Source organism: Ramlibacter sp. AN1015, from assembly GCF_037726105.1.
Lineage (GTDB): Bacteria > Pseudomonadota > Gammaproteobacteria > Burkholderiales > Burkholderiaceae_C > Ramlibacter.
On record NZ_JBBJUM010000011.1, the window covers coordinates 58,428 to 83,012 of the forward strand.

Sequence of the window (24,585 nt, forward strand, 5' to 3'; positions counted from 1 at the left end):
GGTCAGTCCTTGCGCCGCATCACGACGACGGTTGCATCGTCACGACCGCGGCAATGGTCGCGCAGGAGCACGGCGGCGGCAAGTGTCGGATCGCGCTGCAGGAGTGGAACCAGGGTCTGCGCCTGCCAGCGGCTTTCGATGCCGTCGGTGTGCGCCACCAGGAGCGCGTGCTGCGGCCACTCCACCTGCGCCGGCTCGACGGTGCGGATGGTGAGGCCGGCCGTTCCGTGCTGGGTCACGAGGCTGCGGTCGCTCACCCCGGAGATCAGCCGGCCGAGTACGTTGCCCGCGCCGGCGTAGCGCACCACGCCGGCCGCGGCGTCCAGGTGCATCACCGCGAGCGCGGCGCCCCGGGTGGCGCGCAGCCGTGCATGCGCCTGCTGCACGAAGGTCCGGCAGTCGGCGAAGGGGTCCTTGGCGAAAACCTCCACGGCCGCGGCGCTCGCTTCGGCGGCCATGGGGCCGTGGCCGAGGCCGTCCGCCAGCAGGATGCTGCCGCGCTCGCCGTCGTGGGCGATGCACCAGGCATCGCCGCAGACACTCTCGCCCGGCGCGTTCAGCGACACGGCGCCGGCGCACAGGGCGTGCGCACCCGAAGCACGCCGCACCCTGCCGGCATGGATGCGGGCGAGCGCAACGGTGCCCTGCGGCACCGAACTGGTGATGTCGAAGTCGTCGGCGAGCCGCCGGACGGCGCCAAGCCCCGTTCCGGGCGTGCCGCCCGTGGAGTAGCCGTCGGCCAGGCTGCGGCCCAGGTCGGCGATCCCCGGGCCCTGATCGATCGCGATGAGCTCCACGGTGGCTTCGTGCCGGCACACCAGCAGGCGCCCTTCGCGTGCGTGGCGCAGCAGGTTGGTCGCCAGTTCGGTGGCGACCAGGGCCACCCGGCCGGCATCGACGTCGTCCATGCCCGCCTCGCGCGCAAGCTGCGTCGCGTGCCGTCGCGCCTCGCCGAGCCGGCTCTGCTCCGTCAGCGGAAAGCTGGCGTGCGCGGTGCCGCGGATCACTTCCACCGGGTGATGCTCACGGTTGTGCCCTGGCCGGGAGTGGAGTCGATCGCGAACTCATGGACCAGCCGCTTGCTGCCTGGCAAGCCAAGGCCCATGCCGCCGCCCGAGGTCCAGCCGTCGGTGAGGGCCTGCGCAATGTCGGTAATGCCGGGGCCCCGGTCGCAGAAGTGCAGCCGCAGTCCCCGGCGCAAGCCATCGTCGAGCAGTTCCCAGCGCATCTCGCCGCCGCGTCCGTGCACGAGCGTATTGCGCGAGAGCTCGCTGGCCGCCGTCACCATCTTGGTCTGGTCCACCAGCGAGAACTTGAGTTGCTGCGCCAGGCTGCGCACCTTCTGGCGCCCGATGACGATGTCCTCCTCGGACTGCAGCGGCAGCGTGCCGGCGCCGAGGTCAGCGGACAAGCCGGGTCTCCTGCCGCGTGCGCTGGAGCAGGTCCATGCCGAGCTCCACGTTCAGCGCGGTGCGCACGCCTTCGAGCGACAAGCCCAGCTCGACCAGCGTGATAGCCACCGCCGGCTGCATGCCGACAACCACCGTGGTTGCGTCCAGGATGCGCGCGATGCCGGAAATGCTGGCGAGCATGCGGCCGACGAAGGAATCGACGATCTCCAGTGCGGAAATGTCGATCAGCACGCCGCGCGCGCCGGACGACGCGATCTTCTCGGCCAGGTCGTCCTGGAGCGCCATGGCCGTCTGGTCCTGCATATCGACCTGGATGGTCACCAGCAGGAACTCCCCCATGCGCAGGATCGGGATGCGATACATGCTCAGCTCGTTGCGCTCTCGCGCTGGATGGTGTAGCCGCGCTGGTGCAGGGCCAGCGCCAGCGCATCGGCAAGGCTGGCCTTGGTGGCGATGCCCTGCAGGTCGATGCCGAGGTGCACGATGGTCTGTGCGATCTGCGGGCGGATGCCGCTGATGATGCACTCCGCACCCATGAGGCGGATCGCGCTCACCGTCTTGAGCAGGTGCTGGGCCACCAGCGTGTCCACGGTGGGAACGCCGGTGATGTCGATGATGGCGAGGGTGGAGCCGGACTCGACGATGCGTTCCAGCAGGGTCTCCATCACGACCTGGGTGCGCCCGCTGTCGAGGGTGCCGATCATGGGCACCGCCAGCACACCCTCCCACAGCTTGATCACGGGCGTGGACAGCTCCAGCAGGTCCTGCTGCTGGCGCCGGATGATCTCTTCACGCGTTTGCTGGTAGGTCGAAACGGTCCACTGGGCAAGCCGGTCCACCAGCAGCGAAACCGCCCAGACGGTGCCCAGCGCCGCCCGGGGGTCGGAGCCCTGCAGCCGGGTGAAGAGGGGACGCTTGAACGACAGGATGAAGAGGCTGGTGTCCGCCGCGTTCTGGCCCTGCGCAGCACGTGAACGGGACAGCGATTCGAGGACTTCGCGCACGCGCGACCAGGCGGGGTCGGCAAGCCGGGCGGCATCGGCGCCCGAGCGCAGCGCCTCTCGCAGCGTCCCGAGCAGTTCGGTGGCTTCGGCCTGCAGCGTGCGCCGGCCGGCGTCGCTAGCACCGGATGCGCCGCTCAGGGTTTCCTGGATCCACTCCCGGACAATTGCCTCCTCATCCTGCATCGCGCTGAGGAGAGCCTGCCGCTCGGTATCGTTCATGCACGCTCCATCGTGAAAATAGCGCGCAAGCATAGCGTGCGGCTGAGTACTTGCTGTGGGACAAAGTCGCGTAGGACAAGACCTTCAAGCTCTGCCCCGTCAATACGGAGCCGACGCAGCACTGGTCCGGGGCTGGTCGGACACGCTCAACCGACAGTTTCCCGCGGCCTCGCCATGCGCCCGGATGCAATCAGCTCGGCGCCCTTCTCCCCGATCATGATTGCTGCCGCGTTGGTATTGGTCGACACCATGGTGGGCATCACCGAGGCGTCCACGACCCGCAGGCGCTCGATTCCGCGAACCCGCAGCTGCGGATCGACCACCGAGCGCGCGTCGCCGCCCATGCGGCAGGTGCTGGTGGGATGGAACACCGTGCCGCCGCGCAGGCGGGCGAACTGGGCGAGCTGCTCCTGCGTCTGAAGCTCGTTGCCCGGCAGGTACTCGTCGCCCGTGACGAGATCGCGGAAAGACGGCTGCCGCACGATGTCGCGCAGCATCTGCAGCCCTGCCACCAGCACACGCACGTCCTGCGCCTCGCACAGATAGTTGGAGGTGATGCGGGGCAGCTGCAGCGGGTCCGCCGAGCGCAGCTCCACGGATCCGCGCGAGAGCGGCCGGCACTGGGCGGCCGACGCGGAGAAGCCCGAGAAGCGGTGCAGCGGATCGCCCGGCTTGTCCACCGACAGCGGCATGACGTTGAACAGCAGGTCCGGGCGGCCACCCTGCGCATACGGGGAGCACACCATGCCCCCGACCTGCCCCGCCCCCACGGTGAGGGGGCCGCGCTGCCCCGCGCACCATTGCCAGCCCATCGCGGCGAGCGCGAGCGGATTGCGCACCTGGTCGTTGAGCGACATCCGGCGCTTGAGCTTGACGATCACCCGGGCCTGGTAGTGGTCCTGCAGGTTGGCGCCGACCTCGGGCGCGTCCACCTGCACCGCAATGCCATGGCGCTGCAGCAGCGCGGCCGGGCCGATGCCCGAGAGCTGCAGCAGCTGCGGCGACTGCAGCGCACCCGCGGACAGCAGCACCTCGCCGTCGGCCGTGGCCGTGTGGCGCGCGCCCTGCTCGAGCCACTCGACGCCGCGCGCCTGGCCGGAGTCGATCAGTACGCGGGTGACGTGCACGCCGGTGCGCACCGTGAGGTTGGGCCGGTGCAGCGCCGGCGCGAGGAAGGCGGTGGCTGCATCGCAGCGCCAGTGCCCGCGCAGCGTGAGCTGGTAGGCGCCGAGGCCCTCGGTGCGCGCGCCGTTGAAATCGGGGTTGCGGCCATGCCCCGCTTCGACGCCGGCCGCGATCCAGGCGTCGCAATAGGGATGCTCGTTGCGCAGGTCGGACACGCACAGCTCGCCGCTCGCGCCGTGGTATTCGCTCTCGCCGCCCTCGTAGCGCTCGGAGCGCTTGAAGTACGGCAGCACCTCGCGATAGCTCCAGCCCGAGGCGCCGGCGGCGGCCCAGTCGTCGAAGTCGGCGTGCTGGCCGCGGATGTACAGCAGCCCGTTGATGGCGCTGGAGCCACCCAGCACCTTGCCCCGGGGCCACAGGATCTCGCGGTTGCCCGTGGCCGCCTGCGGCTCCAGCGGAAACTGCCAGGTGAAGCGCGGGTCGTAGATGCTGCGGAAATAGCCGATCGGCAGGCGCAGCCAGAAGTGGCCGCCCTTGCCTCCCGCCTCCAGCAGCAGCACGCGGCAGGACGGGTCGGCGCTCAGGCGGTTGGCCAGCACGCAGCCGGCCGAACCCGCGCCGACCACGATGTAGTCGTAGCCCGCCGCGCTCACCGCATCAGGCCTTCACCGTGGCCAGGAAAGGCGCCGAGTCGAAGTAGCGGTCGGCCTTGAGCGCATTCTGGATCTTGGCGTTCTCGACGAAGAAGTCGGTGACCTGCTGCAGCCACTTGACGACGGTGCCGTCCTGGTAGCGGGTGCGCCATTCGGCGTTGGTGTAGTACTTGGACGCCTTGAACTGCTCGCGGAAGTCGGGCAGCGGCACCTGCTTGTACTGCGTCTTCTGCAGCAGCTCGGCGGCCTCGTCGGGCTTGGACGTGATGAAGGCATTGGCCTCGGACCATGCGGCGATCAGGCGCTCGATCACCGGGCGGTTGGCCTCGTAGTAGTCGTTGCGCGCGGCCCAGCCACCCATGATGGCCGCTTCGGGGAAGAAGGCCGACGCGTCGGTGAGCTTGCGCGCATTGGGCATCTTCTGCTTGATGGTGCTGTCGAACGGCACCCACAGCGCCACCGCCGGCACCGCGCCCGAGATGAAGGAGGTCACGGCTTCGGTCATGCGCTGGTTGACGATCTGCACGTCCTTGCCCGGATCGAGCTTGGCTGCGCGCAACGCGCGGTCGAGGAACACGTGCGCGGTGGTTCCGGTGGTGGTGGAGATCTGCTTGCCCTTGAGGTCGGCGACGCTGCGGATGTCCTCGCGCACCCACAGCTGCGCGGTGGCGTACTCGATGTTGTTCATCAGGAACACCTTGCCCTGGCCGCGCGCGGGGAAATTGGAGACCACCGCGCCGGTGGACAGCATCTCGAGGCTGCCGCCGACCATCGCCTGGAACAGCTCCAGGCCGGTGGTGAACTGCACCATCTCGAGCTCCAGCCCGTGCTTGGCGAAGCTGCCGTTGTGCTGCCCGACCCAGATGTGCCCGTCCACCGCCGGCGTGTGCAGGTAGCCGACCTTCACCTTGGTGCGCGCCTGCGCGAAGGACGGCAGTGCCGCGACGGCAGCGGCCGCAGCCGCCGAGCGAATCAGATGCCTGCGATGAATGGCCATGGAACGTCTCCTGGTTGGGGTTGGGAACGAAGGACGAGGATCAATCCGAAAGCCGGACGGTCTGCTGCTGGCGCGACTGCGCGACGTACTCCTGCATCACCAGCTCGCGGATGTGGGAGCGCAGCTCGCCGAAGCGCGGGTCTTCGTGCACGCCTTCGGAGCGCGGATAGCCGAAGGGCACGTCGATGACGGTGCGGATGCGCGCGGGCCGGGCCGTGACGACCACGATGCGCGAGGACAGGTAGATCGCCTCCTCCACCGAATGGGTGATCAGGAGCACGGTCTTACTCTCGGTCTGCAGCACCTCGAGCAGCAGGTCCTGCATGGCCGAGCGGGTCTGGGCGTCGAGCGCGCCGAAAGGCTCGTCCATCAGCAGGAACTCGGGCTTGACCGCGTAGGCGCGGGCGATGCCCAGGCGCTGGCGCATGCCGCCCGACAGGTGCTTGGGGTAGTGGTCGGCGAAGTCCGCCAGGCCCATCAGCCGCATGTAGCGTTCGGTGATCTCGCGGCGCTCGCCGGCGCCGACGCGGTTGGCCTTGAGCCGCAGTCCGAACTCGATGTTCTCGCGCACCGTGAGCCACGGAAACACGCCGTATTCCTGGAAGATCACGCCGCGGTCCGGGCCGGGTCCAGGGACCGGCTGCCCGTCGAGCAGCACGCGCCCTTCGGTGGGCGCGACGAAGCCGCCCAGGATGTTCATGAGCGTGGTCTTGCCGCAGCCCGAGGGGCCGATGATCGAGACGAACTCGCGGTGGCGGATATCCAGGCTGATGTCGTCCAGCACCCGCATCGGGCCCTGCGTGGTGGGGAACTCGACCGAGACGTTCTCGAACCGGATGCGTGCCGGCGCCGTGGCACCGTCCTCGGCAGGCTGCACGAGCGCGCTCACCGCGTGGGCTCCGTGCCGATAGTCGCGCCGGCTTGGCCGGCGGAAGAAGCAAGGGCTCTCATGCGATGCGGTCCTGCCAGGCGACCAGGCGCCGCGTCGCGAACCGCAGCGCAAGGTCCATCAGCAGGGCGATGATGCCGATGCAGATGATGCCGACGTAGATGATGTCCAGCTGGAAGAACGACGAGGCGTTCTGGATCAGCGCGCCCAGTCCCTGCTGGGCGGCGATCAGCTCGGACGCCACCAGCGTGGCCCAGGCCACGCCGAGGGCGACCCGCACGGCGGTGAGGATGTGCGGCACCGTCAGCGGAACGATGACCTTGCGGAAGATCTCGGTGTCGCTCGCACCCAGCGTGCGGGCCACCTTGACGAAGATGGGACTGATCTGCGCGATGCCTTCGTACATCACGATGACACCGGCGAAGAACGAGGCGTAGAAGAGGATGGCGGTCTTGGCTGCCTCGCCGATGCCGAAGTAGACGATCACCAGCGGAATCAGCGCGATCGGCGGCAGCGCCCGGAAGAAGTTGATGACCGGGTCCATGAAGCGGCGCAGGCCGCGATACCAGCCCAGGCAGAAGCCCACCGGCACGGCCAGCGCCACGCCCAGCGTCACGCCCAGAAACACCCGCTGCGTGGACATCAGCACGTCCATCCACAGGCGGTCCTGGGAGAGCTCCAGGAACTTCGAGAACACCTGGTGCGGCGCGGGCACGAGGGCCGGGTTGATGAAACCGCTGGCGCGGATCGCGTACCAGATGGCCACGATCAGCACCCACGGCGCGAGCAGCCACAGAGCGTGTTTGCCTAACATCCTATCGACGGTACTATCCGCCGGTGCTCGCGTCATCCCGTCTTTCCCTAACGCCGCCCCGCTTCCAGGACAGCCCGGTTCCGCGCTACCTGCAGCTGGCCGACCTGATGCGCGCGCGCATCGAGCGCGGGCAATGGCCGCAGGGCCACCGGCTGCCCTCGCTCGAAGCGCTGATGGAAGAGTTCCAGGTGGCACGCGTCACCGTCCGCCAAGCGGTCGATCTGCTGGCGCGGGACGGCCTGCTGTCGCCACAGCGCGGCCGCGGCACGTTCGTCACCGGGCTGCCGCGGCGCAACCGCATCATCAACGTGGTGACCACGCTGGACGAGCTGGCCCGCGTGTACGAGGACACGCAGCCGCGGGTGGTGAACATCGACGAATCGGTGACCGCGCTGCCCGTCGTCCCCGCCGCCGGTCGCCCCGCCGAGCGCTACGCCTACATGCGCCGCGTGCACCTGCGCGACGGCAAGCCCTATTGCGTGATCGACATCTACCTGGACGAGCGCATCTTCCGCCGCGCGCCGGCGAAGTTCCGCGCGAGCACCGTGATCCCGCTTCTCACCAGGATGCCCTCGGTGCACATCCAGGATGCCCACCAGGTGCTGACCATCGGCACCGCGGACGTCGAGGTGGCGCACCTGCTGGAGCTGCCCGTGAACGCGCCCACCGCCGAGGTGCGCCGCGTCTTCCGCGACCGTGACGACGTGGTCGTGTACTTCGCCGATGTGGTCTACCGGGGCGACGCGATCCGGCTGGAGATGGATCTGCAGCCTTGAGCCGCCGCTGGCGAACGGGGCCGTTCCCTCGGGGGGCGTGCGTTGTTCCTGCGGTGAGCGCCCCCCATCGGGTCACCCTCACGCAGTTGCGCTTCACTTACCTCGCTGTGGCCAGCTCGGCGGAGGACTTGCACCTCCAGGATCGCGCCCATGCTGGGCGCACATGGAAAAGGCCGCCCGAAGGCGGCCTGTCAGCGAGCGGTCGGCGGCAGCTTATTTCTTGCGCGCGGCGATCGACTTCTCGGCGGTGTTCACCAGCTCGGCGCCGATGGTGTTCTTCCACTTGTCGTAGACCGGGCGGGTGGCCTTGACGAAGGCTTCGCGCTCGGCGGGGCTCAGCTGCGTGACGTTCACGCCCAGGGCGGAGATTTCCTTGAGCAGGGGCTTGTCGGCCTCGGCCAGGCCCTTGCGGGCGATGGCGATCTGCTGCTTGCCGGCATCGACGGCGGCCTGGCGCACGATCTCGCGGTCGGCGGGCGTCCAGGAGTTCCACACTTCCTTGTTGACGACGAACACCAGCGGATCGGCCACATAGCCCCACATGGTCACGTTCTTCTGGCCCACCGTGTGCAGCTTGGCGGCCGTGAAGATCGACATCGGGTTCTCCTGCCCGTCCACCGCACCGCTGGCGAGCGCCGGCTGCGCGTCGGCCCAGCTCATCTGCGTGGGGTTGGCGCCCAGGGCGGTGAAGGTGTCCAGGAACAGCGGCGAGCCGACCACGCGAATCTTCATGCCCTTGAGGTCTTCGGGGGACTTGATGGGCCGCTTGGAGTTGGTGATCTCGCGGTAGCCGTTCTCGCCCCAGGCCAGCGGCACGACGCCGGCCTTGTCCAGCGTGGCGAACATCTGCTTGCCGACCTCGCCCTGCGTGAGCGCGTCGATGGCGGCGTAGTCGGGCATCAGGAAGGGCATGGAGAACAGGTTGAGCTCCTTCACCTGCGGCGACCAGTTGATGGTCGAGCCGACGGCCACGTCGATGACGCCCTGGCGGATGGCGGTGAATTCGCGGGTCTGGTCGCCCTGCACCAGCGACACGCCCGGGTACAGCTTCATGTTGATGCGGCCTTGCGTGCGCTCGCGCACCAGGTCGGCCCAGATCTCGCCGCCCTTGCCCCAGGGGAAGGCCGTGCCCACCACCAGCGACATCTTGTACTCGGGCTTGTAGTTCGTCTGCGCCGGTACCGCGGCGGCAAAGGCCAGCGCGGCGCCCGCGGCGGCGAACTGGAGGAAGGATTTGAGTTTCAACATTGCAATGTCTCCTTGGGTTCTCAGGTCATCAGCGGAAGGGAACGGGAAGAAACGGTACCACTCAATAGCCCAGGCTTCGCGGGAGCCAGAGTGCCAGCGAGGGAAATGCGATCACCAGCAGTGCCACCATCAGCATGGCCGCGAGCAGCCAGCCGACCCATCGCAGGGTGGATTCGATGCCGACCCCGGCGATGCGGCAGGACACCATGAGGTTCACGGCCATGGGCGGTGTGAACTGGCCTACGGCCACCAGCAACGTCAGCAGCACGCCGAACCAGACGGTGTCCCAGCGGAAGTGGTTCACGATCGGCATGAGCAGCGGAATGAAGATCAGGAAGATCGAGACGCCGTCCAGCACCGTGCCCACCAGCACCAGCAGCAGCACGATCAGCGCCAGCACGCTCCACTCGCCCAGCCCCGACTGCGTGATCGCCCGCGTGATGGGGTCGATGATGCCCAGCGTGGAGAGCGAGTAGGCGAACACGCCTGCCAGGGCCACCACCAGCAGGATCACGGCCGACAGCTCGCCCGCCTCCCGCAGGATCACGAACAGGTCGCGCACGCGGATCGTGCGGTGGATCACCATGCCGACGAACAGCCCGTAGAACACGGCCACCACCGCCGCCTCGGTCGGCGTGAACCAGCCGGCGCGCATGCCTCCAAGGATCAGCACCGGGGCGGCCAGGCCCCAGCTGGCGTCGCGCAGGCTGGCCCAGAAAGGCGGGCGCGGGATGTCCGCCTCCGCGTGACCCATGCCGTGCCGACGCGCCAGCCACACGGCCGGCACGATCAAGGCGAGGCCGGCGAGCACGCCCGGCACGATGCCGCCGGCGAACAGCGCAGGCACGGACGCGCCGGGCACCAGCACCGAATAGACGATGAACGCGATCGATGGGGGGATCAGGATGTCGGTCGATGCGGCCGCGCCGACGATGGTGGCCGAGTACCCCGGCGGATAGCCGGCGCGTGCCATGGCGGCGATCATCACGCCGCCCACCGCCGCCGCGTTGGCCGGGCCCGAACCGGACACCCCGCCCAGGAACATCGCCACCGCCACCGCGACCAGCGGCAGCATGCCGGGGCCGCGGCCGACCATCGAGACCGCGAAGTTCACCAGGCGCGAGGCCACTCCCGAGCGGTCGAAGATCGAACCGACCAGCACGAACATGGGGATCGCCAGCAGCGGGTATTTGCCCAGACCGGCATAGAAGTTCTGCGGAACGGCCAGCAGGCCGAACCACTGCGTGTCGAGGTTGGCCAGGCCGATGGCCAGTGCACCGGCGAGGCCGAGCGCGACGCCGACGGGCACCCCCAGCACCATGAGGCCGATGAAGCACGCAAAGAGGACGACGCCGATCATGGCTGGCGGCCCCGGCGCAGGAAGAGCCCGAACGCGCGCGCGGCGATCGCCACCGACATCACCGGCAGCCAGATCGAATACCACCACTGCGGCACGCCGATGCCGGGCGACGTCTCTTCATAGCTCCAGTGGTCCCACACGATGCGGGTGCTCAGCGCGGCCAGCAACAGGAACATGACGCTCACCGTCAGCGCGCCGAATCGCGCCAGCGTCCTGCTCCGCGCGGTCGATCCTCCGTCGGCGAAGAATTCGATGCGGATCTGCCGGTTGCGCGCCACCGAGGCCGAGCCGGCCACCAGGGCCAGCACCATCATCAGGAAGACCGAAATCTCTTCGGTCCAGGCGAAGGACTGGCTGGTGAGGTAGCGCACCAGCACGTTGGCGAAGGTGATGAGCGCGAGCAGCGACATCACGATGACGGTGAGCCAGTCCTCTATGGCGAGCGGAACGCGCGTGGGTTCGTCGGGAACGCCTTGCGCGGGCAACTCCTCCGGCAGGGGGCGGGCGCTGTCGTGATGGGGTGTGGCCATGGGGCGCGTCTCAGCCGAGCAGCGCGCGCGAGGCCTGCGCGACGGCAGCGGCATCGATGCGCGACTGCGCCTCGAGCACGGGCGCGTAGCCCACCGGAATGCGCGGAGCGCCGAGCCGGCGGACGCGGCAGCCGCAGGCTTCGGCGGCCGTCGCGGCGATCTCCGCGCCGAAGCCCGCCACCTGCACCGCTTCGTGCACCACCAGCAGGCGACCGGTGCGGGCGCACGAGGCCAGCACCGCCTCGCGGTCCCAGGGCCAGATGCTGCGCAGGTCGATGAGTTCGGCCTCGATGCCTTCGCGCGCCAGCGCCTCGCAGGCTTCGGCGCAGGCCTGCACCTGGCGGCTCCAGCTGACGATCGTCAGGTCTTTGCCCGAACGCAGCACGCGGGCGCGGCCCAGTTCGGCCGCCTGGCCGGGATCGACTTCGCCGGTCACGCCCCAGAGCGTCTTGTGCTCCATGTAGACGACCGGATCGCCGCTGGCGAGGGCCGCACGCAGCATGGAGTAGTTGTCCTGCGGCGTGCCGGGACAGAGCACCACCAGCCCGGGCATGTGCGCAAACCAGCTTTCCAGCGACTGCGAGTGCTGCGCCGCCGAAGCATCCCAGATGCCGATGGGCATGCGCGCCACCAGCGGCACCCTGCCCTGGCCGCCGAACATGAAGCGGTTCTTGGCGCCCTGGTTGACGATCTCGTCCATCGCGCACAGCGCGAAATCGACGACGCGCATTTCGATGACGGGGCGCAGGCCCGCCAGCGCCATGCCGACGCCGGCGCCCATGATGGCGGCCTCGCTGATGGGGGTGTCGATCACGCGTTCGGCGCCGAAGCGCTCCTGCAGCCCGCGGTACTGGCCGAAGATGCCGCCCCGGCCGACGTCTTCACCGAGGACCACCACGCCGGGGTCGGCCTCCATCTCGTGCTGCAGCGCCAGCGCCGCGGCCTGGGCGTAGCTCATCATCGCCATGTGCCGGCTCCGGTGGTCTGGATGTCCGTGAATGCGGCCTGCGGATCGGGCCAGGGCGCGGCGTCGGCCTGGGCGAGCGCACGGCGCACCTCCTCGGCCGCCTCCCGCTCGACGGCGTCGAGCGCGCCAGCGTCGGCGCCGGAGCGCGCCATCCACGCCGCGCGGGCCCGGACGATCGGGTCGTCCTGCAACGCGGCTTCGAGTTCTTTCGGGTCGCGATAGGCGGCGAGGTCGACCGAGACGTGGCCCTTGACGCGGTAGGTGATGGCGTGCAGCAGGCGCGGCCCGCCGCCGGCGCGCACCTGCGCGACCAGTTCGGCGGCTGCCTGGTGCACGGCCAGCACGTCGTTGCCGTCCACCTGCACGGAGGGGATGTCCAGGCCACCCGCACGTACCGAAGCGCCGCCGCCTGCGGTGAGCGGACCGGTCGGGGTGGTGGCGCTCCAGCGGTTGTCCTCGCACACGAAGAGCACCGGCAGCGCGTAGACGCGGGCCCAGTTCAAGGCTTCGAGGAAAGGCCCGCGGTTGATCGCGCCGTCGCCGAAGAAGCAGGCCGTGATGCCCTCGCGCCGCTGCAGCTTCTGCGCGTGCGCCGCACCCACGGCGATGGGCAGGCCGGCGGCCACCACGCCGTTGGCGCCCAGCATGCCGACGGAGAAGTCGGCGATGTGCATGGAGCCGCCCTTGCCGCCGTTGTAGCCGGTGGCCTTGCCGAACAGCTCGCACATCATGCGCGCGAGGTCGGCGCCCTTGGCCAGCGTGTGGCCGTGGCCGCGGTGGGTGGAGGTGAGGTAATCGTCCGGGCGCAGGTGGGCGCAGACGCCGGCCGGCACGGCTTCCTGGCCGGTGGACAGGTGCAGCGGGCCGCGCACGCGGGCACTGCCGTCGGCGGACTTTCCGTAGGCGCTCACGCCGCCCTGGCTTGCGGCTTCGGCCGCATCCTCGAAGGCCCTGATGCGGACCATGGTCCGGAACAGGGACAGCAGGGTCTCCGTCTCGTTGTTGTTGTCGCTCATCACTTCACGAGCATGGTTGTGGTGGCCGCCATTCTAGTGAGGGCGCGCGCCCTCCCCCGCGCCGCGCGCCGGCGGCAACAGGCGTCCGGTCGCCGGCTCAGGAAACCACCTGGTAGTACAGGTTCTGCGGATGCCGCGCCTGCGCGAAGAAGAACCAGCGCTCGGCCAGCACGCCGGCCAGCTGCAGCGGCACCGCAATCAGCCAGGCCGCGCCGCCGCCCAGGGCAAGGCCCCACGCCACCAGCGCCGCCGGGAGCAGGAACGCGCCGAGCAGAAAGCCGAGCTTGATGCGGCGCAGCGCGAGCAGCGAGGCGTGGTGGAAGAACTCGCGCGTGTTGAACGAACCCGCCGACATGCCCATGGACTTCTGCACCACGCGGGCACCCTGCAGCCCGGTGGCGGACTGTGTGGTCGAGCGCGGCTTGAGCCGCGCGTTGCGCCGCAGGGACAGGAGCCGGGTGCACAGGGCCACCACCGTCGCGAGCAGCGCCCACGGCCCGGTGGCCGCCACGAACGCCCCCTCGCCCGCGAGCACGCCCACGGCGCCGGCCAGCACCAGCCCGGACGAGAGCCCGATCAGCGTGTAGTTGATGACGGTGAGCGGGTGCGCCCATTCCTGCACGAAGCGCAGGCACACATAGATCATGGCGGTGCAATACCAGAGCAGCGCCGCGCCTGCGATGGCCGCGAGGGCCAGCGCCACCTGCAGGCCGGCATCGGTCGCGCCGAAGAGCAGCGAGAGCGCCCAGAGGCCGACGATCGCGATGAAGGCCGGAAGCACGATCACCTCGCGCGACATCCAGGAGGTGCGCCACATCAGCACGGCACGCCAGGCGCGCGCCGGGCGCCCCAGGTGCAGGAACGACGCACCCAGGGACACCAGCAGCATGACCAGCGACACGAGCAGCGCCCGCGTGAGGAACCCCTGCGAAGGCGCGGCCCCGACGAGCACGGAGAAAGCCAGGGCGACGACCAGGCCCTGCGCGGCGCCGGCAAGGGTGGTGAAGACGACGATGGAGAGCGCCGGATTCATGGCTCAGGCTCCTCGCACGAACGCCACTGCGGGCTGGGCTTGCGCCGCCGCTTCTTCGGTCGCGGTGCGCGCGCGCGCCGGCTGGGGCGCGAGCTGCTGCGGCTCGGGCTGCGCATCCGGCGCCTTGGTGATGCTGCGCGGCAGGTACTGATTGGCCGGCTGCGTTTCCCACTCGGGCATCAGCGCGTAGCCGCCGCGTTCGCGGATGGCTTGCGACACCACGGAGTCGGGGTCCTTCACGTCGCCGAACAGGCGCGCGCCCGTGGGGCACGCCTTGACGCACGCCGGTTGCCGGTCGGCCGGGGGCATGGACATGTCATAGATGCGATCGACGCAGAGGGTGCATTTGGTCATGACCTTGCGCTCTTCGTCGAACTCGCGCGCGCCGTAGGGGCAGGCCCAGGCGCAGTACTTGCAGCCGATGCACTTGTCGTAATCGACCAGCACGATGCCGTCTTCGGCCCGCTTGTAGCTCGCGCCCGTGGGGCACACCGGCACGCATGGCGGGTCTTCGCAATGCAGGCAGCTCTTGGGGAAGTGCACCGTCTGCGTGTCGGGGTAGCTGTCGACCTCGTAGGTCTGCACCCGGTTGAAGAAGGTGCCGGTCGGGCCGGCGCCGTAGGCGTTCAAGTCGGCCAGCGGGCCGGCGGAGCCGGAGGTGTTCCACTCCTTGCACGAGGTGACGCAGGCGTGGCAGCCCACGCATACGTTGAGGTCGATCACCAGCGCCAGCTGCTTGGCCAGCGTCTCGGGCACGGGGAACTCGGCGGGGGAAGTGGTGGTGCTCATGGCTTGCTGCTGATGCTGCGGTGAGTGCCGGTGGCGAAGTACTGCACGACGCGCTGCGCGACGCCGCGCACGCCGGGCACGGGCGGCATGGCCGCGACCTGCGGGTACGTCTCTTCGGGCTCCTCCGGGTCGGCCGGGCGCAGGCGCACGCGCACGTCGTACCAGCCGGCCTGGCCGGTGATGGGGTCGGAGTTGCTGATGGTGCCGCCCGCGAAGGGCAGCTCCTCGCTGATCAGGTGATTGAGCAGGAAGCCCTTGCGCGACTCGTCGGACCCGGGCGCGAGCTGCCAGGCGCCGCTGGCCTTGCCGATGGCGTTCCAGGTCCAGACGGTGCCCGGCTCCACCGCATCGCTGGTGCGCAGCATGCAGCGCACGCGTCCCCAGGGGCTCTCCACCCAGCACCAGCTGCCGTCGGCAATGCCGGCCGCCTGCGCGGTGATCGGGTTGACGTGCAGGTAGTTGTGGCTGTGGATCTGCCGCAGCCAGGCGTTCTGCGAGTCCCAGGAGTGGTACATCGCCATCGGCCGCTGCGTGATCGCGGCCAGCGGATAGGCGTCGGTGTCGGTGCAGGCCTGCTCCAGCGGGGGGTACCAGAAGGGCAGCGGATCGAAGTAGGTGGCGATGCGCTCGCGCAGCGCATCGGGCGGCTGGCGCCCGGAGGTCTTGCCCTGCGCCGCGAGCCGGAAACTCTGCAGGGTGTCGCTGTACAGCGCCAGCTGCACCGGGTCGTTCTTCTGGCGCCAGCCCTTGTCCTTGGCGAAATCGAGATACGGCCGGTTCCAGTTGCGCATGTACTGCTGGTCGGCCGGCATGTGGTACTGGAAGACGCAGTTGTTCTTTGCGTACATCTCCCACTGGTTCGGGTTCGGCTCGCCGCGCAGGTGCTCGGTGCCGTCCTTGCCGCGCCAGCCCATGAGGAAGCCCACGCCGGGCTGCGCCTGGAAGTTGACGACGAAGTCGGGGTAGTCCTTGAACTTGCGGCTGCCGTCTGCCTGCGTGAACGCCGGGAATTTCAGGCGCGAGGCGAGCTCGATCAGCACCTCCTGGAAGGGCTTGCAGTCGCCGGTGGGCGGCACCACGGGCACGCGCACCGAATCGACCGGGCCGTCGTACTCGGAGATCGGCCGGTCGAGCATGCTCATGACGTCGTGCCGCTCGAGGTAGGTGGTGTCGGGCAGCACCAGGTCGGCGAACGCCACCATCTCGCTCTGGAAGGCGTCGCACACCACCAGGAACGGGATCTTGTAGTCGCCGTCGGCGTCGCGCGCATTGAGCATGTCGCGCACCGCCATGGTGTTCATGGTGGAGTTCCAGGCCATGTTGGCCATGAAGATCAGCAGCGTGTCCAGCCGGTACGGATCGCCGCGCGTTGCGTTGGTGATGACGTTGTGCATCAGCCCGTGCGCCGACAGCGGATGCTCCCAGGAGAACGCGTGGTCGATGCGGATGGGGTTGCCAGCCGCGTCGATGGCGAGCTCGTCCGGGTTGGCCGGAAAGCCCAGCGGCGCCGCGTTCAGCGGCGTGTTGGGCTGGATCATGTCCGGGTCGTTGAACGCCCGGTAGTTCGGCACGATGTGGCGCGGGTACGGCGCCTTGTGGCGAAAGCCCCCAGGCGCGTCGATGGTGCCGAGCACGCTCATGAGGACGGCCAGCGCACGCACGGTCTGGAAGCCGTTCGAGTGCGCCGCCAGGCCGCGCATGGCGTGGAAGGCAACCGGGCGTCCGGCGGTGGTCGGGTGCTGCTTGCCCCAGGCGTCGGTCCAGGGGATGGGCAGCTCGAAAGCCTGGTGCAGCGCGGTCTCGCCGATCTCGCGCGCGAGGCGGCGAATGCGCTCGGCCGGAATGCCCGTGATGTCGGCCGCCCAGTCGGGCGTGCAGCTCGCGACGCGCTCGCGCAGCAGCTGGAACGAGGGTGCCACGCGGGTGCCATCCGGCAGCGTGTAGTGCCCCTCCAGCGCGAGGTCGCGCCCGTCTTCCACGCCCTGCGGGTAGGCCGCGACGAAGCTGCCGCTGGCCTTGTCGAAGGCCAGCTTGTTGTGCGGGTTGCGGCCGTCGCCGGGCGGGCCTGCGGCCGGATCGAAAGCGAAGAGCCCTTCGCGCTCGCCTTCGTCCAGCACCACCAGCTGCGGCGCGTTGGTGAAGCGCTGCAGGAAGGGACGGTCGATCAGGTCGGCGGCGATGAGCTCGTGCAGCAGCGCCATGAACAGCGCCCCGTCGGTGCCGGGGCGGATCGGGATCCACTCGTCGGCGATCGCCGAATACCCGGTGCGCACCGGGTTGATGGAGATGAACCGGCCGCCCGCGCGCTTGAACTTGCCGAGCGCCATCTTCATGGGGTTGCTGTGGTGGTCCTCGGCGGTGCCGATCATCACGAACAGCTTGGCCTGCTCCAGGTCGGGCCCGCCGAATTCCCAGAAGCTGCCGCCCACGGTGTAGATCATCCCGGCGGCCATGTTGACCGAGCAGAAGCCTCCGTGCGCCGCGTAATTGGGCGTGCCGAACTGGCGCGCGAACAGGCCCGTGAGCGCCTGCATCTGGTCGCGGCCGGTGAAGAGGGCGAACTTCTTCGGGTCCGTGGCGCGGATGCGGCCCAGCCGCTCGGTGAGCAGCTCGAATGCACGCTCCCAGGAGATCGGCTCGAACTCGGCGGCGCCGCGCTCGCTGCCGGCCTTGCGCAGCAGCGGCTGCGTGAGCCGCGCGGGCGAGACCTGCTTCATGATGCCCGCGCTGCCCTTGGCGCAGATCACGCCCTTGTTGATCGGGTGGTCGGGGTTGCCGTCGATGTAGCGCAACTCGCCGTCGCGCAGGTGCACGCGGATGCCGCAGCGGCAGGCGCACATGTAGCAGGTGGTGGTCTTGATCTCGGTCTGCGCGCCCGGCAGCGGCGGTGCCGTCGGGTCGTGCAGGGGCTCGCGCGAGAACAGCTTCAGCATGGGCCTTGTCTCCTCATATGCTTATGCTACGGCGCGCGGGTGAAAAGAAAAAGCGGACAATTCTTCTCACCATGATCGATAAAACAGATCAAGCCACGGGCCTGCTGAAACTCACGCTGCGCCAGCTCGAGGTGTTCGTCGCCACGGCCCGCGAGGGCTCCACCCGCGGCGCCGCCCAGAAGGTGTCGCGCTCGCAGTCGGCCGCCAGCAGCGCGCTGGCCGAGCTGGAAACCGTGCTGGGCGTGCACCTGTTCGACCGCGTGGGCCGGCGCCTGCTGCTCAACGAGAACGGCCGGGCGCTGCTGCCGAAGGCGGCGGCACTGTGCGACCTGGCCGTCGAGCTGGAGCACCTGTTCGACACCGAGCATGCGGTCACGCTGCGCATCGCGGCCAGCCTCACGGTCGGCGAATACCTGCTGCCGCCGCTGATCGCGCACTGGAAGACGCTGAACCCGGCCAGCAGCGTGCACCTGCGCATCGGCAACAGCAGCGCAGTGATCGATGCGGTCGCCGCGTTCGAGGTGGAGGTCGGCTTCATCGAAGGCCCGCTCACGCATCCCGACCTGCTGGTGCGCCCCTGGCACTCCGACGAGATGGCCATCGTCGCCGCGCCCGGTCACCCGCTCGCGCGGGGCACCGCCAGCCACGCCGCGCTGCGGCAGGCGGTGTGGGCCTTGCGCGAGCCTGGCTCCGGTACGCGCGAGGCGGCCGACCGGTGGCTTGCCGAGCACCTGGGACCGGTGCACGTCGAGTTCGAATTCGGCAGCGCCGAAGCGCTCAAGCGCCTGGTGGCCGCAGGAGACGCGCTCGGCTGCCTCTCGCGCCAGGCAGTCGAGCAGGAGCTCGCACACGGCACGCTCGTGGAGTTGCGCACCCGGCTGCCGCGCGCCCGCCGGCGCCTGGCGCTGGTGGTGCACCGCGACCGCACGCTGGGCCGTGGCAGCCAGGAGTTCGTCGAGCACTGCATGCGCGCCGATGCGGCGGGCACGCGCCATGTGCGTGGCGCTCCTTGAGGGCACGCGCCTCGTGCGTGGCGCTCGCCTGGCGCCCGCGTCACACCGGTCGCGACAGCAGCTGCACGTAGTCGTGCTGGGTGGTGTTGACGGTCGAGACGCGGTACTCCACCGGCCGATCCCCGAAGGTCAGCGCGGTACGCCGCAGCTGGAGCACCGGCGCCCCGGCGGGCAGGCCCAGCAGGCGCGCTGACGTGCGGTCGGCAGCCACGGCGCGGGCCCGCTCGCGGGCCTGGGTGACCGTGATGCCGAACTCGGTCTGGTAGAGGTGGTAGATGGTGCTCGGCCGCTCGCGCAGGCGCCGCTCGGTCAGGCCCTTGAAGTTGTTGGCGGCCAGCGTGATGCGGTCGTGAATGACGGCTCGGCCCTGCAGCAGCAGGCGGTTGTCCATCTGGAAGGCCGGATCGCCGGGACGCACCTGCAGCGCCAGCGCCTCCTCTTCCTCGATGCGCACGCGGGCAAAGCTGACCAGCTCGACCTGCGGCGCGCCGCGCAGGCCGTCGGAGCGCTCGACGTGGAAGAACTGGAACAGGAAACGGTCTTCGGTGTGCAGCGCCACGAAGGTTCCCAGGCCCTGCCTGCGCACCAGGATGTGTTCGGCCACGAGCTCGTCCACCGCGTGCCGCAGAGTGCCGATCGACACGCCGAAGGAGGCTGCGAGCGTGGCCTCGCTCGGCAGTGCCTCGCCGGCCGGGCAGGCACCGCTTTCGATGGCGCGCAGCAGCGAGCGCTTGACCACGCGGTACAGCGGAAGGCCGCCCGAGTCGTGGGCGATGGAAGGGAAGGTGGCGGAGAGGTCGTGCATGGCTCGGCAACCATTCTGCGGCCGCGCCGCAAGGTGGTCCAGGTCATTTAGATGACCTGTTTGATCGTAGGACATGCTGTGCCAGACACTGCACCGGTCGTCATTTATTCCCACCCAGTGGACAGGAGACATCGAATGATTCATTTCGTTCTGCACGACGCGCGGGACACCGTGGCCGTCGTGGTCGTCGAAGGCGTGAAGGCCGGCATGGAGCTCAACGGCTGGATCATGGACGAGGACAAGACCACCTCGGTCGTGGCCAGGCAGGACATCCCGATCGGCCACAAGGTGGCGCTCGCGGACATGCAGCCCGGCGATACGGTGTGCAAGTACGGCATCGACATGGGCAAGGTCGTGGCCCCGATCCGCGCGGGCGAGCACGCCCACGTGCACAACATCAAGACCAAGCGCTGGTAAGCCGCCCTCCCCGTCACGCAAGAGAAGGAATTTCCATGTCCGTCATTTCCAAAGACACCACCTTCCTGGGCTATCGCCGGGAGAACGGCCGCGTGGGCGTGCGCAACCACGTGATCATCCTGCCGCTGGACGACCTGTCCAACGCCGCGGCCGAGGCGGTCGCGCACAACATCAAGGGCGCGCTGGCCATCCCCCACCCCTACGGCCGCCTGCAGTTCGGCGCCGACCTGGAGCTGCATTTCCGCACGCTGATCGGGGCGGGCTGCAACCCCAACGTCGCCGCGGTGGTGGTGATCGGCATCGAGGACAGCTGGACCAAGAAGGTGGTCGATGGCATCGCCACCACGGGCAAGCCGGTGGTGGGCTTCGGCATCGAGGGCCACGGCGACCACGAGACCATCATGCGCGCCAGCAAGGCGGCGCGCGAGTTCGTGCAGTGGGCCAGCGAGAAGCAGCGCGAGGTCTGCCCGATCTCCGAGCTGTGGGTGTCCACCAAGTGCGGCGAGAGCGACACCACCTCCGGCTGCGGCTCCAACCCCACCGTGGGCAACGCCTTCGACAAGCTGTACGAACTGGGCACGACGCTCGTGTTCGGCGAGACTTCCGAGCTGACCGGCGGCGAGCGCATCGTGGCCGACCGCTGCAGTTCGCCCGATGTCAAGGAACGCTTCATGTTCATGTTCAACCGCTACCAGGACATGATCAACCGCCACAAGACCAGCGATCTCTCCGACAGCCAGCCGACCAAGGGCAACATCGCCGGCGGCCTGACCACCATCGAGGAGAAGGCGCTGGGCAACATCCAGAAGATCGGCAAGAAGTGCCGGGTCGATGGCGTGCTGGACAAGGCCGAGATGCCCACCCACCCCGGGCTGTGGTTCATGGATTCGTCCAGCGCCGCCGCCGAGATGGTGACGCTGTGCGCGGCCTCCGGCTATGCCGTGCACTTCTTCCCCACCGGCCAGGGCAACGTGATCGGCAACCCCATCCTGCCGGTGATCAAGATCTGCGCCAATCCGCGCACCGTGCGCCTCATGAGCGAGCACATCGACGTCGACAGCTCCGGCCTGCTGCAGCGCGAGCTCACGCTGGACCAGGCCGGCGACAAGCTGCTCGAATGCATGCTGCGCACGGTGAACGGGCGCCTCACGGCGGCCGAGGCCCTGGGGCACCGCGAGTTCGTGATGACGCGGCTGTACGAGTCGGCCTGAATGAAGGCGCTTCTCGCCAGCCACTCGGGCGCCTGCCCCGCGGCGCGGCGCCTGGGGCGCGCCCGCGCGGTGGCCCGCGGTTCGAGCCGCAGCGCCGGTGGCTGCGGCGTGTCCGCCGCCTCCAGGGGTTGATGCCATGCGCATCGTCATTTCCGAGTTCATGGACGAAGCCGCGGTGGAGCGCCTGCGGGCGCGCCACGAGGTGCTCTACGACCCGGCGCTGGCGGACGAAGCACAGCGTCTGCACGCGATTGCCGGCGAGGCCGACGCGCTGATCGTGCGCAACCGCACCCAGGTGCGCGGCGATCTGGTGGCGGCGCTGGCGCGCTGCCGCATCGTCGGGCGGCTGGGCGTGGGCCTGGACAACATCGACGTGGCCGCCTGCGAGGCGCGCGGCATCCGCGTGGCTCCTGCCACCGGCGCGAACGCGCTCAGCGTGGCCGAGTACGTCATCGGCACGGCCATGCTGCTGCTGCGCGGGGTCTATCTCTCCACGGAGCAGGTGGCAGCCGGCACCTGGCCGCGTGCGGCGCTGTCGAACGGGCGCGAGTTGAACGGCAAGACGCTGGGGCTGGTCGGCTTCGGCTCGATCGGCCAGTTGACGGCGCGACTCGCGCGTGCCCTCGGCATGCAGGTGGTCGCGTACGACGCCATGCTGGCCGCCGATGCGCCCGCCTTTTCCGCTTCGGGCGTGCAGCCCATGGCGCTGGAGCCGCTGCTCGCGGCCGCCGATGTTGTGAGCCTGCACCTGCCGCTGGTCGCATCGACGCGTGGCCTGATGCACGCCGAGCGGATCGCGGCGATGAAGCCGGGCGCGGTCCTGGTGAACACCTCGCGCGGCGGCATCGTCGATGAGGCCGGGCTCGCCCGGGCGCTGCGCGAAGGCCGCCTTGGTGGCGCGGCGCTCGACGTGTTCGACACCGAACCGCTGCCGGCGCAGGAGCACTTCGCCGGCTGCCCCAACCTCGTGCTCACCCCCCATGTTGCCGGCGTGACGCGCGAGTCCAACGAGCGGGTCAGCGACGTGATCGCGACCCTGGTTCTGGAGGCATTGCACTGATGGCGACACTCACCATGCACGAAGCCCGCGAATGGGTGGAGGCGGTCCTGCAACGCGCCGGCGCAGGCGAGGAGATGGCACGCAGCACCGCGCACGCGCTGGTGCTCGCCGAGGCACAGGGGCTCGGCTCGCACGGCCTCTCGCGCGTGCCGCAGTACGCCACCCACTTGCGCAACGGCCGGGTTGCCGGCGGCGCCCTGCCCCGCATCGCGCGCTCCAAGGGCGCCGCGCTCCTGGTGGACGCGCAGGAAGGGCTTGCCTTCCCGGCCTGCGAGCTTGCGGTGCGCGAGGCCACGCAGCGCGCCGCCGAACTGGGAGTCGCCTTCGCGGGCGTGACCAACAGCCACCACTGCGGCGTGCTGGTCAACCACCTGCTGCCGGCCGCCGGGGCCGGCATGGTGGGCCTGGCCTTTGCCAATTCGCCGGCTGCGATGCCCATGGCGGGCGGCCGTCACCCCATCTTCGGCACCAACCCGGTCGCGGCGATCTTTCCGCGCCGTGGCGGCGAGCCGCTGATGATCGATCTCAGCCTCTCGGAGGTCGCGCGCGGCAAGCTCATGGTCGCGGCCAAGGAGGGCCGGTCCATCCCTGAGGGCTGGGCGCTGGACGCGCAGGGCCAGCCCACCACCGATCCACGCGCCGGCCTGGAGGGCTCGATGCTGCCCATCGGGGCTGCGAGCAGCGCCAAGGGCGCGATGCTCGCGCTGATGGTGGAGTTGCTGGTCACGGCACTCATCGGGGCGCAGTTCGGCTTCGAAGCGTCGAGCTTCTTCGTCGATGAAGGCAACCGGCCGCGCATCGGACAGGCGTTCATCGTGGTCGATCCCGGGGCGCTGGCCGGATCGGACGTGTTCGCCGAGCGCATCGAAACGCTGGTCGCCGAGATGCAGCGCGACGAGGGTGTGCGCCTGCCGGGCGCCCGCCGCGAAGAACGGCGCCGCAGGGCGCAGGTGCAAGGGCTGCCGGTGCCCGATGCGCTGCTGGCGCAGTGGCCGGCAAGGGGGTGAACTCCCGCTTGCCAGCCGGGCGCTCGCTGATCAAGATGCGGCGACCCCTCCTGGCCGAGGGCACTGGCATCGGGCAGTCCGCAACCGGCGCCGCCGCCGGATCGGAGTGAAGCGCCACAGCCCGACGCTGTGGCGCGATCAGAGCGCCAGGCTTCAGGCCGCGGCGCGATCGGTTGGTCGGCGCTGGCGCCGGCCGGGTTGGGGAGACGCGTCCAGGGACAACGCGCGACCCAGGGTTCAACGTCCTGAGACAACGAGACTGGAGACACAGACATGGGTTCCTTCGCACGTACCACAAGGCGCACTTTCGGGCTGGCCGCGGCCAGCGCCTTGATCGCCTCGTTTTCGAGCCCGCTGCTGGCGGCCGCCCCGAACTGGCCCACGAAGCAGGTCACCATCGTGGTGCCGTTCACGGCGGGCGGCTCGACCGACGTGGTGGCGCGCATGCTGGGCCAGAAGCTCGGCGAAATGTGGGGCCAGACGGTGGTCATCGACAACCGCGCCGGCGCCGGCGGCAACATCGGCACCTCCCTCGTTGCGAAGGCTCCCGCAGACGGCCACACGCTGCTGATGGCCTCGGGCAGCATCTTCACCGTCAACCCGCACCTCTACAAGAAGCTGCCATTCCAGGTGAGCGAGTTCGCGCCCGTCACCAAGGTCGCGAGCGGCCCCATGCTGGTGGTCGTGCCCTCCAGCTACAACGTCAAGGACCTGCAGGAGCTGATCGCGCGCGCCAAGGCCGCACCGCGCACGATCAACTTCGGCTCGGCCGGACTGGGCAGCCAGGTCCACATGGCCGGCGAGAACTTCGCCAATGCCGCGGGCATCGACATGGTGCACGTGCCCTACAAGGGCGAAGCGGCGGCCTATACCGACCTGATGGCCGGGCAGGTGCAGGTCGTCGTGGGCAACATCGCCGCCGCAAGCAACCTGGTCAACGGCGGCCGCCTGAAGGCGCTGGCGGTGACCGGCAAGGAGCGCTCGCGCATGATGCCCAACGTGCCGACCGTCTCCGAGAGCGGCGTCCCCGGCTTCGAGAACACCGGCTGGTTCGGCTTCATGGCGCCCGCCGGCACCCCGAAGGAAGTGATCGACAAGATCCAGCGCGACACCGCCAAGGTGCTCGCCAGCCCCGAGGTCCAGGCCAAGCTGGCCGACCAGGGCATGACCGCCGTGGCCGACAAACCCGAGGAGTTCGCCGCGGCCATCGAGCAGGAATCGCGCAAGTGGGCCAGCGTGGTGCGCGACCGCAAGCTCTCGGCTGAGTAAGTCTCTCCACGGAGCCGGGCCGACGCGCCCGGCTCCGT

Annotated in this window: 25 protein-coding genes; 8 read left to right on the forward strand and 17 right to left on the reverse strand. The window is 69.6% G+C overall.

What is annotated here, in order from left to right:
* Positions 1–2: 2 nt before the first annotated feature.
* The 8 genes from WG922_RS17010 to WG922_RS17045 all read right to left on the reverse strand — a co-directional run bounded on the left by WG922_RS17010 (position 3) and on the right by WG922_RS17045 (position 7,113).
* On the reverse strand, positions 3–1,013 hold the full coding sequence (locus WG922_RS17010; RefSeq protein WP_340283967.1) for an ATP-binding protein: 1,011 nt from the start codon (positions 1,011–1,013) through the stop codon (positions 3–5).
* Complete coding sequence (locus WG922_RS17015; protein ID WP_340283968.1) at positions 1,004–1,411, reverse strand: anti-sigma regulatory factor; 408 nt, start codon at positions 1,409–1,411, stop codon at positions 1,004–1,006. Before WG922_RS17015 ends, WG922_RS17010 begins: the two co-directional genes overlap by 10 nt.
* Positions 1,401–1,775: an STAS domain-containing protein gene (locus tag WG922_RS17020; RefSeq protein ID WP_340283969.1), complete on the reverse strand. Its 375-nt coding sequence runs from the start codon at positions 1,773–1,775 to the stop codon at positions 1,401–1,403. Before WG922_RS17020 ends, WG922_RS17015 begins: the two co-directional genes overlap by 11 nt.
* Before the next feature lie 2 nt (positions 1,776–1,777).
* Positions 1,778–2,635, reverse strand: coding sequence for an STAS domain-containing protein (locus WG922_RS17025; protein ID WP_340283970.1), 858 nt, complete (start codon positions 2,633–2,635; stop codon positions 1,778–1,780).
* Positions 2,636–2,781: 146 nt separating this feature from the next.
* A complete protein-coding gene (locus WG922_RS17030; protein ID WP_340283971.1) occupies positions 2,782–4,413 on the reverse strand; it encodes a GMC family oxidoreductase in 1,632 nt (543 codons plus the stop codon).
* 4 nt (positions 4,414–4,417) lie between these two features.
* Complete coding sequence (locus tag WG922_RS17035) at positions 4,418–5,410, reverse strand: ABC transporter substrate-binding protein (RefSeq protein WP_340283972.1); 993 nt, start codon at positions 5,408–5,410, stop codon at positions 4,418–4,420.
* A 40-nt stretch (positions 5,411–5,450) separates the two neighbouring features.
* Positions 5,451–6,299: an ABC transporter ATP-binding protein gene (locus tag WG922_RS17040; RefSeq protein ID WP_340283973.1), complete on the reverse strand. Its 849-nt coding sequence runs from the start codon at positions 6,297–6,299 to the stop codon at positions 5,451–5,453.
* Between the two features lie 58 nt (positions 6,300–6,357).
* On the reverse strand, positions 6,358–7,113 hold the full coding sequence (locus WG922_RS17045; protein WP_340283974.1) for an ABC transporter permease: 756 nt from the start codon (positions 7,111–7,113) through the stop codon (positions 6,358–6,360).
* A gap of 23 nt (positions 7,114–7,136) precedes the next feature.
* Here WG922_RS17045 and WG922_RS17050 point away from each other — a divergent pair, with 23 nt between their 5' ends.
* On the forward strand, positions 7,137–7,889 hold the full coding sequence (locus tag WG922_RS17050) for a GntR family transcriptional regulator (protein ID WP_340283975.1): 753 nt from the start codon (positions 7,137–7,139) through the stop codon (positions 7,887–7,889).
* Between the two features lie 213 nt (positions 7,890–8,102).
* Here the strand turns inward: WG922_RS17050 and WG922_RS17055 are convergent, their stop codons facing one another.
* From WG922_RS17055 to WG922_RS17090, 8 genes are all read right to left on the reverse strand, one after another.
* Positions 8,103–9,134: a DctP family TRAP transporter solute-binding subunit gene (locus WG922_RS17055; protein WP_340284054.1), complete on the reverse strand. Its 1,032-nt coding sequence runs from the start codon at positions 9,132–9,134 to the stop codon at positions 8,103–8,105.
* 64 nt (positions 9,135–9,198) lie between these two features.
* A complete protein-coding gene (locus WG922_RS17060) occupies positions 9,199–10,497 on the reverse strand; it encodes a TRAP transporter large permease (RefSeq protein WP_340283976.1) in 1,299 nt (432 codons plus the stop codon).
* Positions 10,494–11,027: a TRAP transporter small permease gene (locus tag WG922_RS17065; protein ID WP_340283977.1), complete on the reverse strand. Its 534-nt coding sequence runs from the start codon at positions 11,025–11,027 to the stop codon at positions 10,494–10,496. The genes WG922_RS17060 and WG922_RS17065 overlap by 4 nt, the downstream gene beginning before the upstream one ends.
* Before the next feature lie 10 nt (positions 11,028–11,037).
* Entirely contained in the window at positions 11,038–11,994 is a 957-nt protein-coding gene (locus tag WG922_RS17070) for an alpha-ketoacid dehydrogenase subunit beta (protein WP_340283978.1), read from the reverse strand.
* Entirely contained in the window at positions 11,985–13,010 is a 1,026-nt protein-coding gene (locus tag WG922_RS17075) for a thiamine pyrophosphate-dependent dehydrogenase E1 component subunit alpha (protein ID WP_340283979.1), read from the reverse strand. The genes WG922_RS17070 and WG922_RS17075 overlap by 10 nt, the downstream gene beginning before the upstream one ends.
* 97 nt (positions 13,011–13,107) lie before the next feature.
* Positions 13,108–14,043, reverse strand: a complete 936-nt coding sequence (locus WG922_RS17080) for a dimethyl sulfoxide reductase anchor subunit family protein (protein ID WP_340283980.1) — start codon at positions 14,041–14,043, stop codon at positions 13,108–13,110.
* A 3-nt stretch (positions 14,044–14,046) separates the two neighbouring features.
* Positions 14,047–14,832, reverse strand: a complete 786-nt coding sequence (locus WG922_RS17085) for a 4Fe-4S dicluster domain-containing protein (RefSeq protein WP_340283981.1) — start codon at positions 14,830–14,832, stop codon at positions 14,047–14,049.
* A complete protein-coding gene (locus tag WG922_RS17090; protein ID WP_340283982.1) occupies positions 14,829–17,765 on the reverse strand; it encodes a molybdopterin oxidoreductase family protein in 2,937 nt (978 codons plus the stop codon). The genes WG922_RS17085 and WG922_RS17090 overlap by 4 nt, the downstream gene beginning before the upstream one ends.
* 71 nt (positions 17,766–17,836) lie before the next feature.
* Here WG922_RS17090 and WG922_RS17095 point away from each other — a divergent pair, with 71 nt between their 5' ends.
* On the forward strand, positions 17,837–18,778 hold the full coding sequence (locus WG922_RS17095; protein WP_340283983.1) for a LysR family transcriptional regulator: 942 nt from the start codon (positions 17,837–17,839) through the stop codon (positions 18,776–18,778).
* Between the two features lie 40 nt (positions 18,779–18,818).
* On the opposite strand, the gene WG922_RS17100 is transcribed toward WG922_RS17095, so the two are convergent.
* Positions 18,819–19,583 (reverse strand): GntR family transcriptional regulator, encoded by a 765-nt coding sequence (locus tag WG922_RS17100; protein ID WP_340283984.1) that lies wholly within the window; start codon positions 19,581–19,583, stop codon positions 18,819–18,821.
* A 135-nt stretch (positions 19,584–19,718) separates the two neighbouring features.
* Here WG922_RS17100 and WG922_RS17105 point away from each other — a divergent pair, with 135 nt between their 5' ends.
* The 6 genes from WG922_RS17105 to WG922_RS17130 all read left to right on the forward strand — a co-directional run bounded on the left by WG922_RS17105 (position 19,719) and on the right by WG922_RS17130 (position 24,547).
* Positions 19,719–20,000, forward strand: a complete 282-nt coding sequence (locus WG922_RS17105) for a UxaA family hydrolase (RefSeq protein ID WP_340283985.1) — start codon at positions 19,719–19,721, stop codon at positions 19,998–20,000.
* Between the two features lie 35 nt (positions 20,001–20,035).
* Entirely contained in the window at positions 20,036–21,211 is a 1,176-nt protein-coding gene (locus tag WG922_RS17110) for a UxaA family hydrolase (RefSeq protein WP_340283986.1), read from the forward strand.
* On the forward strand, positions 21,212–21,343 hold the full coding sequence (locus WG922_RS17115) for a hypothetical protein (RefSeq protein WP_340283987.1): 132 nt from the start codon (positions 21,212–21,214) through the stop codon (positions 21,341–21,343). It abuts the gene before it with no gap.
* 4 nt (positions 21,344–21,347) lie between these two features.
* Positions 21,348–22,271: a hydroxyacid dehydrogenase gene (locus WG922_RS17120; RefSeq protein WP_340283988.1), complete on the forward strand. Its 924-nt coding sequence runs from the start codon at positions 21,348–21,350 to the stop codon at positions 22,269–22,271.
* Positions 22,271–23,278, forward strand: coding sequence for an Ldh family oxidoreductase (locus tag WG922_RS17125; RefSeq protein ID WP_340283989.1), 1,008 nt, complete (start codon positions 22,271–22,273; stop codon positions 23,276–23,278). Before WG922_RS17120 ends, WG922_RS17125 begins: the two co-directional genes overlap by 1 nt.
* Positions 23,279–23,551: 273 nt before the next feature.
* A complete protein-coding gene (locus WG922_RS17130; protein ID WP_340283990.1) occupies positions 23,552–24,547 on the forward strand; it encodes a tripartite tricarboxylate transporter substrate binding protein in 996 nt (331 codons plus the stop codon).
* Positions 24,548–24,585 lie beyond the last annotated feature (38 nt).

Bases quoted from the DNA above. Each gene is read 5' to 3' on its own strand.
- WG922_RS17020 (WP_340283969.1), bottom strand. From the start codon at position 1,775: ATGTATCGCATCCCGATCCTGCGCATGGGGGAGTTCCTGCTGGTGACC.
- WG922_RS17025 (WP_340283970.1), bottom strand. From the start codon at position 2,635: ATGAACGATACCGAGCGGCAGGCTCTCCTCAGCGCGATGCAGGATGAG.
- WG922_RS17035 (WP_340283972.1), bottom strand. From the start codon at position 5,410: ATGGCCATTCATCGCAGGCATCTGATTCGCTCGGCGGCTGCGGCCGCT.
- WG922_RS17045 (WP_340283974.1), bottom strand. From the start codon at position 7,113: ATGTTAGGCAAACACGCTCTGTGGCTGCTCGCGCCGTGGGTGCTGATC.
- WG922_RS17060 (WP_340283976.1), bottom strand. From the start codon at position 10,497: ATGATCGGCGTCGTCCTCTTTGCGTGCTTCATCGGCCTCATGGTGCTG.
- WG922_RS17065 (WP_340283977.1), bottom strand. From the start codon at position 11,027: ATGGCCACACCCCATCACGACAGCGCCCGCCCCCTGCCGGAGGAGTTG.
- WG922_RS17070 (WP_340283978.1), bottom strand. From the start codon at position 11,994: ATGGCGATGATGAGCTACGCCCAGGCCGCGGCGCTGGCGCTGCAGCAC.
- WG922_RS17075 (WP_340283979.1), bottom strand. From the start codon at position 13,010: ATGAGCGACAACAACAACGAGACGGAGACCCTGCTGTCCCTGTTCCGG.
- WG922_RS17080 (WP_340283980.1), bottom strand. From the start codon at position 14,043: ATGAATCCGGCGCTCTCCATCGTCGTCTTCACCACCCTTGCCGGCGCC.
- WG922_RS17085 (WP_340283981.1), bottom strand. From the start codon at position 14,832: ATGAGCACCACCACTTCCCCCGCCGAGTTCCCCGTGCCCGAGACGCTG.
- WG922_RS17090 (WP_340283982.1), bottom strand. From the start codon at position 17,765: ATGCTGAAGCTGTTCTCGCGCGAGCCCCTGCACGACCCGACGGCACCG.
- WG922_RS17095 (WP_340283983.1), top strand. From the start codon at position 17,837: ATGATCGATAAAACAGATCAAGCCACGGGCCTGCTGAAACTCACGCTG.
- WG922_RS17100 (WP_340283984.1), bottom strand. From the start codon at position 19,583: ATGCACGACCTCTCCGCCACCTTCCCTTCCATCGCCCACGACTCGGGC.
- WG922_RS17105 (WP_340283985.1), top strand. From the start codon at position 19,719: ATGATTCATTTCGTTCTGCACGACGCGCGGGACACCGTGGCCGTCGTG.
- WG922_RS17110 (WP_340283986.1), top strand. From the start codon at position 20,036: ATGTCCGTCATTTCCAAAGACACCACCTTCCTGGGCTATCGCCGGGAG.
- WG922_RS17115 (WP_340283987.1), top strand. From the start codon at position 21,212: ATGAAGGCGCTTCTCGCCAGCCACTCGGGCGCCTGCCCCGCGGCGCGG.
- WG922_RS17120 (WP_340283988.1), top strand. From the start codon at position 21,348: ATGCGCATCGTCATTTCCGAGTTCATGGACGAAGCCGCGGTGGAGCGC.
- WG922_RS17125 (WP_340283989.1), top strand. From the start codon at position 22,271: ATGGCGACACTCACCATGCACGAAGCCCGCGAATGGGTGGAGGCGGTC.
- WG922_RS17130 (WP_340283990.1), top strand. From the start codon at position 23,552: ATGGGTTCCTTCGCACGTACCACAAGGCGCACTTTCGGGCTGGCCGCG.